General features: G+C 65.1%; 15 protein-coding genes. 9 read left to right on the top strand and 6 right to left on the bottom strand.

The window, feature by feature from the left end:
- Window positions 1-94 precede the first annotated feature (94 nt).
- Together LI336_RS18550 and LI336_RS18545 are read left to right on the top strand one after the other, a co-directional pair.
- Window positions 95-493, top strand: a complete 399-nt coding sequence (locus LI336_RS18550; RefSeq protein WP_227134658.1) for an ArsR/SmtB family transcription factor — start codon at window positions 95-97, stop codon at window positions 491-493.
- 93 nt (window positions 494-586) lie between these two features.
- A complete protein-coding gene (locus tag LI336_RS18545; RefSeq protein ID WP_227134657.1) occupies window positions 587-805 on the top strand; it encodes a hypothetical protein in 219 nt (72 codons plus the stop codon).
- Window positions 806-858: 53 nt separating this feature from the next.
- Here LI336_RS18545 and LI336_RS18540 read toward each other — a convergent pair whose 3' ends face one another.
- On the bottom strand, window positions 859-1,269 hold the full coding sequence (locus LI336_RS18540; protein WP_227134656.1) for an ArsR/SmtB family transcription factor: 411 nt from the start codon (window positions 1,267-1,269) through the stop codon (window positions 859-861).
- 178 nt (window positions 1,270-1,447) lie between these two features.
- Between LI336_RS18540 and LI336_RS18535 the strand changes: the two genes are divergently transcribed.
- The gene (locus LI336_RS18535; protein ID WP_227134655.1) at window positions 1,448-2,344 is read left to right on the top strand and encodes a metallophosphoesterase; all 897 of its coding nucleotides are present in this window, start codon (window positions 1,448-1,450) and stop codon (window positions 2,342-2,344) included.
- A gap of 21 nt (window positions 2,345-2,365) precedes the next feature.
- Here the strand turns inward: LI336_RS18535 and LI336_RS18530 are convergent, their stop codons facing one another.
- Complete coding sequence (locus LI336_RS18530) at window positions 2,366-3,004, bottom strand: SIMPL domain-containing protein (RefSeq protein ID WP_227134654.1); 639 nt, start codon at window positions 3,002-3,004, stop codon at window positions 2,366-2,368.
- 500 nt (window positions 3,005-3,504) lie between these two features.
- On the opposite strand from LI336_RS18530, the gene LI336_RS18525 reads away from it, so the two are divergent.
- Both LI336_RS18525 and LI336_RS18520 read left to right on the top strand, forming a co-directional pair.
- Complete coding sequence (locus LI336_RS18525) at window positions 3,505-4,398, top strand: ParA family protein (protein WP_227134653.1); 894 nt, start codon at window positions 3,505-3,507, stop codon at window positions 4,396-4,398.
- A gap of 2 nt (window positions 4,399-4,400) precedes the next feature.
- On the top strand, window positions 4,401-5,015 hold the full coding sequence (locus LI336_RS18520) for a DUF7970 domain-containing protein (protein ID WP_227134652.1): 615 nt from the start codon (window positions 4,401-4,403) through the stop codon (window positions 5,013-5,015).
- 142 nt (window positions 5,016-5,157) lie between these two features.
- On the opposite strand, the gene LI336_RS18515 is transcribed toward LI336_RS18520, so the two are convergent.
- The gene (locus tag LI336_RS18515) at window positions 5,158-5,922 is read right to left on the bottom strand and encodes a pirin family protein (RefSeq protein ID WP_227134651.1); all 765 of its coding nucleotides are present in this window, start codon (window positions 5,920-5,922) and stop codon (window positions 5,158-5,160) included.
- Between the two features lie 176 nt (window positions 5,923-6,098).
- On the opposite strand from LI336_RS18515, the gene LI336_RS18510 reads away from it, so the two are divergent.
- Window positions 6,099-7,244 carry an oxidoreductase gene (locus LI336_RS18510; protein WP_368408402.1) on the top strand — a complete coding sequence of 382 codons (1,146 nt, stop codon included), beginning with the start codon at window positions 6,099-6,101 and terminating at the stop codon, window positions 7,242-7,244.
- A 64-nt stretch (window positions 7,245-7,308) separates the two neighbouring features.
- On the opposite strand, the gene LI336_RS18505 is transcribed toward LI336_RS18510, so the two are convergent.
- Both LI336_RS18505 and LI336_RS18500 read right to left on the bottom strand, forming a co-directional pair.
- A complete protein-coding gene (locus LI336_RS18505; RefSeq protein WP_227134649.1) occupies window positions 7,309-7,956 on the bottom strand; it encodes a helix-turn-helix domain-containing protein in 648 nt (215 codons plus the stop codon).
- An 85-nt stretch (window positions 7,957-8,041) separates the two neighbouring features.
- Window positions 8,042-8,506 carry a hypothetical protein gene (locus LI336_RS18500; protein ID WP_227134648.1) on the bottom strand — a complete coding sequence of 155 codons (465 nt, stop codon included), beginning with the start codon at window positions 8,504-8,506 and terminating at the stop codon, window positions 8,042-8,044.
- Window positions 8,507-8,745: 239 nt separating this feature from the next.
- Here LI336_RS18500 and LI336_RS18495 point away from each other — a divergent pair, with 239 nt between their 5' ends.
- The 3 genes from LI336_RS18495 to LI336_RS18485 all read left to right on the top strand — a co-directional run bounded on the left by LI336_RS18495 (window position 8,746) and on the right by LI336_RS18485 (window position 11,001).
- On the top strand, window positions 8,746-9,291 hold the full coding sequence (locus LI336_RS18495) for a DUF4188 domain-containing protein (protein ID WP_227134647.1): 546 nt from the start codon (window positions 8,746-8,748) through the stop codon (window positions 9,289-9,291).
- A 107-nt stretch (window positions 9,292-9,398) separates the two neighbouring features.
- On the top strand, window positions 9,399-9,800 hold the full coding sequence (locus LI336_RS18490) for an SHOCT domain-containing protein (protein ID WP_227134646.1): 402 nt from the start codon (window positions 9,399-9,401) through the stop codon (window positions 9,798-9,800).
- A gap of 721 nt (window positions 9,801-10,521) precedes the next feature.
- Window positions 10,522-11,001 (top strand): hypothetical protein, encoded by a 480-nt coding sequence (locus tag LI336_RS18485; RefSeq protein WP_227134645.1) that lies wholly within the window; start codon window positions 10,522-10,524, stop codon window positions 10,999-11,001.
- A 274-nt stretch (window positions 11,002-11,275) separates the two neighbouring features.
- Here the strand turns inward: LI336_RS18485 and LI336_RS18480 are convergent, their stop codons facing one another.
- Window positions 11,276-11,542, bottom strand: a complete 267-nt coding sequence (locus LI336_RS18480; RefSeq protein ID WP_227134644.1) for a hypothetical protein — start codon at window positions 11,540-11,542, stop codon at window positions 11,276-11,278.
- Between the last annotated feature and the right edge of the window lie 203 nt (window positions 11,543-11,745).

The raw sequence follows: 11,745 nt of genomic DNA, 5'->3' as shown, positions 1-11,745 counted from the left end.
CGCAATACATCTAGCCTGCGTCCACGACGCGCACCACGTGGATTGACACTAGGGATTGGGGGATGGCAGCGAACAGTCGCACACGAGACGCCCGATGCAATCCAGTCACCCTCCACTGGCGGCCGCCGAACGCGAACAGTCCCCGCAACCAACCGACCTCCTGACACTGCTCGCCGCGGACCACACGCAGACGATTCTCCGTCGTATCCAGAGCACACCCGCACCGGCACGCGACCTCGCCGACGCCTGCGACGCCTCCCGGACCACCATCTACCGCCGCCTGAACCGCCTCGTCGACGCCGGCCTCGTCGAATCCCGGATGCGCTACGACCCCGACGGCCACCACCGCACCGTCTTCGAGGCCACCCTGGAAACGCTCACCGTCGACATCACCGACGACGGCTACGCCCTCACCGTCGACCCCGACCAACCAGATTCCGACCAGCCAGACGCCGACGCAGCGCTCGCCTCGAACGCACCACTGAGCGACTGACGCAACTCGTCGACGGCTCCCCAGGACTGTGGGCGTTGCTCGTCGTGCAACACTGGGTTCCAAACTATCCATCCCCGCTCCGATCATCCCGATATGACGCGGAATGACAGCGAGCGGACGCGCGAATCGACGAGCTGCAACGGGCACGGCGACGATACCGACGACCACGAGGCGTGCCCACTGGAAGTGCGTCACGATTCCGCCGCGGAGCAAGTGACGTTCCTCGTTCCCGACCCCGAGGACGGGACGGCGGTGACGGAGTGGCTTCGGATCGACGCGACCCACGTCGTCGACACACGGGAGATGCAGTGACTCCGCGGTAAGCTGGCCGCGGCCCGCTTCGAGCGCTATCCCGCGACGGTCGGTCAGTCGCTCGTGGCTGACGTGGTCGTCGGGAACTCGAGGAGGTCGATGGCCGTCCGGGTCTGTTCGGTCTCCGTTTCCCCGCCACCGACGACGACGAGCGGGCCGTTGCTGGGCGCGTAGACGTCCATCTCGTTGCCTTTCGGCGAGTAGCACTGGTCGACGACCGTGACGAGGTCCGCGTCGCTCAGGTTGTCGAGGTGATAGCCGACGTTCTGGAGCGAGGTATCGACGCTGTCCGCGAGCTCCGACGCCGTGGCCGGGGTGTCGTAGAGCGCGCTCAAGATCGAGCGCGCCGTCCGGGAGGACAACGCGGCGAAGACGTCGCTCGTCTCGGTCTCGCCGAGACCGACCACTTCGGGATTGGTCGCCTCAGGTTCGGTCGGCGTATCCTGGGGTACTAGCTGGCTCATGAATCGAGACAGCATCTCTATCCGCTCAAGTACTCGCACAATACGTATTGCTCCGGGCAGCCCGAGAGGCTAGATAGATAGCCTCGGACGTTTGGGTCGGTCCAGGGGCTGACACTGGGTGTTACCGAGTGTCAAGCTACCAGTGGGTTCATATCGGTGTCCGAAGTGCTTTTGAAGCATGCGGCTGCTCGTCTGCAACGATCTGCATCTGAAACCCGACGCGAGCGACCACGACGTCGACGCCATGTCGGTACCCGACGGCCTCGACGCCGTGCTCGTCGTCGGGGACCTCACGCATCGAGATGGGCCCGAGGACGTCCAGCTCGCGCGCTCGTTCGTCGAGCGGTTCGACGCGGACTGCCCGGTCTTCTACGTCCCCGGGAATCACGACCACGCACCGATGCCTACGCAAGTCGTCGACGCAGTACCCACCGCCCAGTCCGGCCACGAAGCCGTCCTCGAACTCGATGGACTGATCGTCGTCGGGTGGGGTTGCGAACGGCGTTCGCTCACCGCGTCCCTCGACCAGACGGAGTTCCCCGCCATCGACGCGCGGACCGCACCACGTGGCGAGCGGCGGTACGCGGCCGACCAGGCCGCCGCCGACGTCGAGGCCGCTTGCTACGACGTCGTCACCGACGCCACGACGCCCGAGGCAGCCGCCGACCGCCTCGGGATTCGCGCGGCGAACCGACCCGCGTTCCGTCGCGCCATCGACGACATCGACACCACGTACGAACGCCTCAGCGACCTGCTCGCCGGACGGACCGACGTGCTCGTCGCGTCGCATCTGTCGCCGTTCAACACCTCCTTCGACCGGCATCACTCCAAGGGGACGCGCGAGGAGGACCTCGAGGACCTCCACACCGGCTCGATAGCGCTGAAGCTCGCCGTGCGGACGCACGACGTCTACGGGACCGTCACCGGGCATTCTCACGCATTCGGCTACGATACGGGCGGCGAGGACGGCGGGCGACCGCACTATCTCAACCTCGGATTCCGTGGGTTGAGTGTGGTCGACGTCGACCCGGCTGCGGGCGTGTTCTCGTTCACGCATCCCGACGCCGTGCGTTGACACGCGAGTACACCCGCGGTGTCAGTGCTGGCGCTGATCGGGTTCGTCGTCCGCGGGGCCGAGTTCGAAGGTGGCGGTGACGCACGCTGCGAGTTCGACGGGCCCGGGGTCGTAGTTGGCACTCACACCACTGGGGATGATTTCATCGGCGAAGCTGTCGAGGGGGCCGGGCTCGCTCGTCGATATCGAGACGACGTCGGTGATTGGGCGGTCGAGCGTTTCCGCGATGTGGTCGGCTTGCTCGCGGGCGCTCTCGGTCGCTGCAGTCACCAGCTCTTCGCGGAGCTCCTCGCGTCGGCCTTCGGAGACGATGGGGGTGACCGATTCGACGGACCCGCCGGTGTCGGTCGTGGTGACGACGACGTCGTCGAGTACGTTCGGTGCACACCGGACGTCGAGGGTGGTGCGGGCGGTGTAATCGCCGGTGACGCCTTCGTCGAACGCGGCCGTACTCTCGCCGACGTAGCGGCCGGTGACGGTGACGTCGGTGTCGTCGACGACGTCGGGGAGTGCATCGCGGAGGGTGGTGCGGCGGTCCAGTTCGAGGTCTCTGGCGCGTGCGGCCGTACTGTCCCCTGCCTCGATCTCGATACTGACGACGAGGGTGTCCGGCGCTACGTCGATGCTTGCGCGCCCGTCGACCTCCACAGTTCGTGGCATGGATCTAACAAGACTGGGTTGGCGTAAATAGCTGACTCCGACTCAGCACCGATGCGGACCCAGCCGCGTCGTTCGCCCCCGGCAGTCTCGCCCACCAGCGCTCCAGCACGAACACCCCCAGCGCCACCACACGTATTACAAACACCAGTTTGCAACGGTCGGTTGAACCAGTCGCTTGTAACACGTGCCACAGGGGACATCCGAACGGGACGTGAACCACTCTCTCAGGCATCTGTACACGCGAAAACTCCGCCCCGAGACGCTTGGTTGCGTCCGACGTTCCACTCGAACACCTCGAACAAGTGTGCGGATCAGTTGTCGCCAACAACCAAGTGAACCACCCGTTACAAACATACGATTCAAACGAGCGCGTGTGACAATCAATGCATACAATTGTTTGTAGCGATAGTTACAATCATCTGTTGAAAATGGTTGGTTGCAGCAATTGGTTGGTTCGAACGGGTGAATTATTTGTAGCAGTGGTTTGTAACAGGTAGCAAATGCTCCCGTATACCGTCTACAGCGAAGCTGGTGGCGTCGGCAAGACGACGCTCGCCGCGAATCTCGCGGTCGCCCACGCCCGCGCCGGCCTCGACGTGCTCGTCATCCCGCTCGACCCACAGGACGGTGACCTCAGTCACCTCTTCGACATCGACCACGACCGCGCCGACGCCGACGCGGACCACATCGTCCGCCACCTCGTCGAACGCGAGAAAGGCCCCTTCGACGAACTCATCCACCACGACATCGACCACCCGGGCGTCGACATCATCCCAGAGCACAACATGCTCGACGACCTCGAGGACGTCCTGCAACGCGAGGCCGACTCCCGCTCGGACTTCGGCGAGAGCTTCCCGAAGTACACCCAGCTCCTGCGGGTCCTCCGCGAGAACGAGGTGAACGAGGCGTACGACGTCGTCATCATGGACCCCCAGGCCTCCCCCGGCGCGGGCGTCTACAACGCCATCGCCGCGAGCGGGAACCTCGTCCTTCCCATCGAACCCAGCGCCAAAGGCCAGGCATCCGTGAACGGCCTCGAGGACCTGGTCAGTGGGCTGAGCGAGCAACTCGAGATCGGCGTCGGCGTACTGGCTGCCGTGCCGAACGGGTTCAGTGGGACGAACGACCAGACGGAGATTCTCGAAGCGGTGCGCGACCTGGGGTACGACGTGCCGGTGGTGTTCCGGCAGCGGAGTTCGCTCTTCGAGGGCTGCTGGCGCCAGAACTGTAGCGCGTTCACGTACGTTCGCGAGCATCGGGACCGCCAGCGGGACCACGAGATGGATACGCTCGCGAAGTTCGACGAGCTCGCCCGCCACATCGAACGGCAGGGCGGCATCGAGGCGCCGAACCCCCCGGAACCGGGTGAGATAGAGGGGCTCGCGGAGGTGTGACGATGGGGGGTATGAAATCCGGGACTGGTGACGTCTGGGGGAGCGACGACGAAGACGAGGATGAGTCCGTCGAGGACGCCGACGTGGCGGACGCCTCGACGGAGCGTGGTGCAGGTGAACGAGACGCCGAGGAGCGTGACGGAGAACCGGTCGCAGCGGATAGCAATGCATCGACGGACGCGCCGAGCGCGTCGTCGTCGGGCGATTCCGGGGAATCACGTTCGAAGACCACGGCCACCTCGGAAAATGATATAGCGACATCCAGTTCATCGAGGGGCGAGAGCGCCAGCGAGGGCACCAGCAAGGACACCACCGAGGGCACCAGCAAGGACACCACCGAGGGCACCAGCAAGGACACCACCGAGAGCGGACAGCCGTACGTGGTGCGGCGGATGCTCAAGGACAAGTCCGTGCAGTTCGAGCGCGACGAACGCCTCACGTTCTTCGTGCACGACGACGTCAAGACCGGCGAGCAGGAACTCGAAGCAGAGACTCAGGATCGCTTCGGTCGCGACATCCCCGTCTTCGACATCCGCGAAGCCGTCTACCGCGCCGCCCTCCAGAACCGCGAGGACGTCATCAGCGAACTCGAGTCGATGGGCTACACCCGCGACTAGCAGCCCTGTTGTACGTTGGCGACGCCCTCGAACCGAGACCCCGTTCAGTATCCTGGTTCGATGCGGTCGACGAGACTATCGAAGATTGGTTCGAACCTCAATTCCGGATCGAGACCGCGTGATGACGGCACCGAGTCGTCGGTCAGCGCCCGATGGTGCCCTGCCGCGTGATGGGGGCGTCGGGGTTGATGGTGAACGCGACGATGGTGGCGTCCTCGGTGGCGGTGACCGAGTGGTCCCGGGCGTCGGTGACGAGCGCGCTCTCGGTGTACCCCACGGGCTCGCCGTCGACCTCGACGGCGCCGTCGAACACGTAGAGGTAGGTGTGCCAGCCGGGTCGCGACGGGGGTCTGGTCGAGGTACCTGCGTCGAGTCGACAGTCGTGGAGCTCGACGTCGTTGCGGACGTAAAGCGGTGCGTCGGTGCCTTCGGGGCCGAACAGGTGCCGCCATTCGCCGGCGACCGGGTCGGGGATCGGCTCGTGCTGGATGTTCGGTTCGAGGTCGAGCGTGTGCGGGCGGACGAATATCTGGAGCATCCGTAGCGGCGGGTCGTCGGCGAGCGTCTCCTCGGCGTGCCAGAACCCGCTCCCGGCGCCCATCACCATGAGGTGCTCGGGGTCGGTGACGAGGTCGTTGCCGTGGCGGTCGTCGTGCCGCATCACGCCCGCAGGGACCCACGAGATGATCTCCTCGTTGCGGTGCTGATGCATCCGTATCAGGGTCCCGGGGTCCATGAAGGACTCGACGACGGTCGCAAGGGGCCCGTACCCGTGGTCGTCGTGTCCCGGGAGGACGCGGCCGGGGAAGTTGAAGTGGATGCGGAACTGGCCCTGGTGCTGGGAGATATCCGTCCGTGGCGCCGTGTGCAGCCCCGACAGGGCCCCGGTGCGAGAAGCGTCGTCCATGGGGTCGGTACGGGGTGGACTCGTATGGCACCTCGCCTCCCGGCGAAGTCGTGTCAGTGCGCACGGACCCGGCCCGCGATGGAGCACGTCCCGTTCGCGTGGAGGTGCACTGACACGGAGCGCAGGCAGTGGCTTCGGCGGCGATGGGGGTGAGTGGCGTCTGAATCCGAGCGATTATTCGAGTTGGGCTCGTAGCTCGGGGCAACGTGCTATTCGATTCGACGTCTCTGGGTGAGTTGGAGCTCGACAATCGCGTCGGTCTGGCGCCGATGACGCGGGTGAGTGCGACCGAGGACGGCCGGGCGACCGAGCGGATGGCCCGATACTACGCGAAGTTCGCGGAGGGCGGGTTCTCGTTCCTCGTGACCGAGGGCGTCTACACGGACGACGCCTACAGCAAGGGGTACCGGAAGCAGCCCGGACTCGTCACGGACGACCACGTCGACGCGTGGACGGGGGTCACCGACGCCGTCCACGACGAGGGCGGCGCGATCTTCGCGCAGTTGATGCACAGCGGCGCCCAGAACCAGGGGATTCCGTCGGCCGCCGAGCAGCACACCATCGCGCCGTCGCCGGTCCAGCCCGAGGGCGTGAAGAACGAGGCTTACGGTGGCGACGGCGGGTACCCGAAGCCCAAGCAGGCGACCAAGGCAGACCTGGAGACGGCGCGCGAGGGGTTCGTCGCGTCGGCGACGAACGCCGCCGACGCCGGGTTCGACGGCGTGGAGTTGCACGCCGCGAACGGCTACCTCCTCAACGAGTTCCTCTCGACCAAGATGAACAAGCGCGACGACGAGTACGGCGGCGGGCCGGAGAACCGCGTGCGGTATCCCGCCGAGGTCGTCTCGGCCGTCGCCGACGCGGTGCCGGAGGACTTCGTGGTCGGCGTGCGGGTGTCGCAGTCGATGGTGACGGACTACGGCTACGTGTGGCCCGAGGGCGAGGAGGCGGCGGCGGTGTTCTTCGAGGCGCTCTCGGATGCTGGCGCGGACTACGTCCATACGACCGAGCGGTACGCCACGGAGCCGACGTTCGGCGAGGACGGGCCGTCGCTGGCGGAGGCCGCCGTCGAGTACGTCACGGACGGCACGGTCGTCATCGCCAACGGGTCCCTCGGGACGCCCGAGGCGGCCCGCCAGGTACTCGAGGACGGCGCCGACCTCCTGACGCTCGGGACGAGCGCGCTCGCGAACCCGGACTGGCCGACCCGCGTCGCTGCGGACGAGGCGCTCGCGGAGTTCGACCGGTCGACGCTGCTGGAACCGAAGGCAACCATCGGCGACGAGGAGCTTTCCGTCGACGCGTCCCCGTTCCACGACTGAGTCGGTCACAGCGGGAGCGGGTACTCGACGAGCAGAAGGACACCGACGGCGACCTCGAGGCGCTTCAGGCGTCGAGCGTGTGGTCGTCGGTGGTGAGCAGGAACCAGTCGACGATGCGGCTGGTTGTTCGTCGGAGCGTCACGCTCGCCGTGGACTTGTCGACGTCGAGCGCGTCGGCGACGTCGGCGAGCGTCGATTCCCTGGGCACCTCGAAGTACCCGCTGTGGAGGGCCACGTCGAGGCATTCGCGCTGGCGAGCGGTCAACACGCCACCGGCGGCGTCGCTGTGGACGACCGAGAGTAACTCGTAGCGCAGCGGGCTCTGGTCGAGGCGGTCGCCGAGCGCGTCGAACTGCTCGCGGGAGGCGGTGACGTTGAACTCCATGACGCCGTCCTGGACGGTCAGTGGGAACTCCGGTGGGAGCGACGTCTCGGCCAGGAACGTGAACAGGCCCTGCTCGGTCGTCTCGTACTTCGTCAACCCGCGGTCGTCGTCGACGTACAACCGTTCGGCGGACACGACGCTGTCGTGAGCGGCGAGCGCGTCCAGTGCCGCGGCTGGGTCCGGGCCAGCGACCTCGCCGAGTTCGAGCGTCCGGGACTCAAGCGGTGCGCCCGCGAGCAGCCGGAACGTCGTCTCCGGGAACGCCTCCGACACCGCCGCCACCCAGATGCCGTCCGGGACCTCCATCCGGAACCGCGCCCGGATCATCGCTCACCTCCGGGGCTTCGCTTCGCGACGCCAGCTAGCTGCCGCATACCTGGGCGTTCGCGTGGGTGCGACTCAACCCTTCGGGTCATTGCGTCGTGTTCGTGCGCCGATACCAGAGCGCGAGCGAGTAGGCGGCGCCGGCGAACACGACGCCGATGAGCGCGAGCAGGACGGCGAACGCGACGTAGCCGAAGAGCGGGTTGGCGTAGGGGAGGATGACGTCGCCGGGTGGTTCGACCGCCCACGGGCTGAGGTGGAAGAACACGAGCATGCCGCCGCCGACGAGCATGACCAGAGACCAGTAGCGTTCCCCGGTCCGGCCCGTGAGCGAGCCGACGAACCCGGTGACGACGAGCGGGTAGATGACGAGGCTGTACGTGAAGGGATTGACCTGGGGGGTGATCGGCCAGCCGACGTGATTGCCGCGGATGACGTGGTCGATATGGTGGGCGAGCCCGAGCAGCGTCGCGAGCGCGAAGAGCACGTAGGCGAGTGCCGGGAGCACGCTCCTGGATTCGTCCTGGGCCGCGTCCCGAGTGTCGTTCGACATAGGAAGATGGACGCTCACAACGCGGACGCATCTTTGTCCAACATGTTGGAGCCAGTGGCCAGTGCGAGGATGGTACGCCGACCTCGTTCGTCGGTGCGACGAACGACCTCGGTCTCGGCACGCGGAAGGGTGGACGTAGTAGGTGTAAACGTCCGGGGACGTCGGTGGCGCGGCCGGACCACACCGCGAACTTCCACCTGGTCGACTGCGTGGTGGAACATGTTGGTGGAACTCGCTTGGTGACGGCAGCCCTCGTCGACGCCATGTACGACCGACGCATGACTGCGGAGCTGGACGAGCCGTTCGTCGTGTTCCTCATCGGGATGCGCGTGAACCGCTTCTGGAAGCTCCACCGCTGGCTCCCCGTCGCCGTCGCGATGCCGCGGATGCTCCACGAGCTCGACGCCGACGACGACTCCGGACTCCTCGGCTACGAGACCACCGTCAACACGCGGATGGTCGTGATGATCCAGTACTGGGCGTCCTTCGAGCACCTCAGAACGTACGCCCGTGACATCGAACAAGAGCACCTGCCGGCGTGGGTCGAATACAACGAGTCAGGTGGCCGGACTGGCGACGTGGGTATCTTCCACGAGACGTACCGCGTCGATCCGGACGACTCCGAGTGCGTCTACAACAACATGCCCGCGTTCGGGCTCGGTGACGCGGGCACGCTCAAACCCGCAGAGGGACCGCTGGAGACCGCTGCGAAACGCCTGGGGACAGAAGACGACTGGCCCGCGGTCGGCACGGACGGCAGCACGGTCGAGGACCACTCGGAGTGATCGCTACCCCGCCAGTCCGGCTTGGTCGAACGGTCACGACCGCTCGCAACACCACGAGGCCAACATGTTGGAGAAAGGTTCCTGCGCTCTGGCACCGACGTTCAATTATGTTCAACGACAATCGACCTCACCACGGGCAACACCCGCTCGAACGCGGGACCCTCGCTGTCACGTCGCTCGTGGCCGCCGGCGTGACCGCACTCACCCTCACGGTCGCCTTCAACCTGCTCGCACTCGACGTCAGCCTCTTCTGGGTCGCGTTCCCCATCGGCTTCGGCGTCGTCCTCCCCGCCGCCATCGGCATCGTCAACGCACGACAGCACGGCGAGCAGCGAACCGACGACACCAGCCAGCGATCCGATACCCACACCGGACTGGAGATCCTCCGACAGCGGTACGCGACCGGCGAACTCTCTGAGGAAGAATTCGAACACCACGTCGAACGACTCCTCGAGAGCGAACGCGAGGAGGACCCATACGACGACGCTCGCACCGAGAACCGACGGTAGGCACGTGGAGTGGTGTTGGTCCTCATACTAGGCGTCGTGCCCATTCGAATACAGGTGGTAGTTGCGAGAGCACCATCTCGGCCATGATAGTCGTGGAGGACGATTCTGATTCGTTTCAAAACGGTTCGCCTCGATGCAGTCCAGGAATCCCTTCCCGACACCGAGCCACGTCTCCTCGAACTTCCAGAGGACGTCGCGCGTCGTCGACGTGTTCTCCCCGCCCAGCAGCCTCGGAGTTTTGTTGTTATCAGATTTATCAACTAGCCGCCATCAGGCCCAGCGGTCAGCATAACGCTCTCCGTCTCACGATGTACGAGATCGCGAGATACCACAAGTAGAGCTACACCCTCGACCTCGGGGGTAGAAGGGGATACTGGGAATCGACGCTCACGGTCAGGTGACTAGCGGTAGTGGAGCGTAAATCGCCCTGAATCCGGGCCGGGGTACCGTCGGGCCCTCGTGAGGTTAATCCGGAATTTCTGTGCTTCGTGTTGAGTCGGTACACCGGGTTACAGAGAGAGTCTCGTGGGTGAAACCTAGAGTCGGGGTACTTGCCGGGTAACTACGAGCCAATAAAACCAAACTGTCAGGTGCGATGCCACCACGAACGACGCGAAGGAACACTATCGCTGCAATCGTCGGACTCGGGAGCGCGGGCGCACTCTCCTATCACGCCACGCGACCGGTCAGGGGCGCGCAACTCCGACTGGAGACGATTGACTTGGACGACGTGTCGAAGACGCTCTCGGCCGGTTCTGTCGTGACGGATGTGGAGCTAACCGGCGGAATACGGGCGAATTACGAATCTCCAGATTCGCCTGTCGACCGCATTACAGCGACGGCCGACCTCGGTCCAGACGGCAATGGCCCGGGAACGCCGTACGGCTCGCACGAGACGACGAACGAACACACCGACCTCGACCCGCATAGTGGGTCGTTCAAGTCCATTTTCAATGTCTCGCTCGTGAACGACTGGAGTTTCACGAAAGAGGACTTCAACCCCGAACCCGGTTCCGAAATCAAGTACTCGTTCATCCTTATCGTATTCGTCGACGTGTACGATTCGTCTGGTGGGGTGCTCGCGAACGAGGCATGGGAGAGCTACGGGGACATGACGATCTCGCGGCCCGAAGGTGGCGGTGAACCGAGCGTGGAGTTCACTGGCGAGTTCGAGTTCGCCTTCACTATCGAGGAGGAGTAGTTCACAGGAGACCTACGACTGGTTACAGACGGCCCCTCGTGGGCTGAAGCTCCACAGGGATTGGATCGGTCGCTTGCCACTGGCAGACGTATCCTCCGAACTCAAATCAGAGGTCGACTGTGGACATACTCCCCTTGCTATTGTTCCTCTGTCGGTGCTACGAGGTACGGTTCGATGGCGTCGTAGGAGTCCCAGCCGCCGAGGGCCATGACGATGCGCGGACTGACGTCGTCCTAGACGAGCCATTTGATACGCGCCTCCAGGTCGCGGGGGGTCAAGTCTCGCGGTGCTTGCCCTGCGCGTACTCGCCGCTGGTGTCCTTCCCGGCGACGACCTCCACCTTCCAGCTGCGACCGTCGCTCCGCCGCAAGATGTCGCTGGCCGTCACGTCGAGAACCTCCGCGACGCGAAGCCAGCAGTCCCCCATCAACCGGATCGCCATCTCGGCGAGGTCGGAGGGTGCGTGCCGCGGGATCTCCGCGTACTCGCCACGGGTCATCCAGACGTTCCAGGGAGCGTCCCGGTTCCGCTCGGTTCCCATGTTACACGTTCCTCAAGAGAAGCGTGCAGTACATCGGTTCTCACCCGACTAACGCTCGCACTCAGACGGCGATTCTGGCGGGTTCACACGAACCGGTACTCCGGCGTTGCACGTTTGAGTAAAGACATGAATCTCAGAGGGCGTCGCTTCGATTCAGGTTTCGGTCCAGCGAAACGGCTGTCCAGTAGGAGTGCTTATTTACA

The sequence above is a fragment of the Halorubellus salinus genome (assembly GCF_020567525.1).
Lineage (GTDB): Archaea > Halobacteriota > Halobacteria > Halobacteriales > Natrialbaceae > Halorubellus > Halorubellus salinus.
The sequence above is the reverse complement of the archived record's forward strand: the minus strand, read 5'-3'. Positions and strand labels throughout refer to the sequence as shown.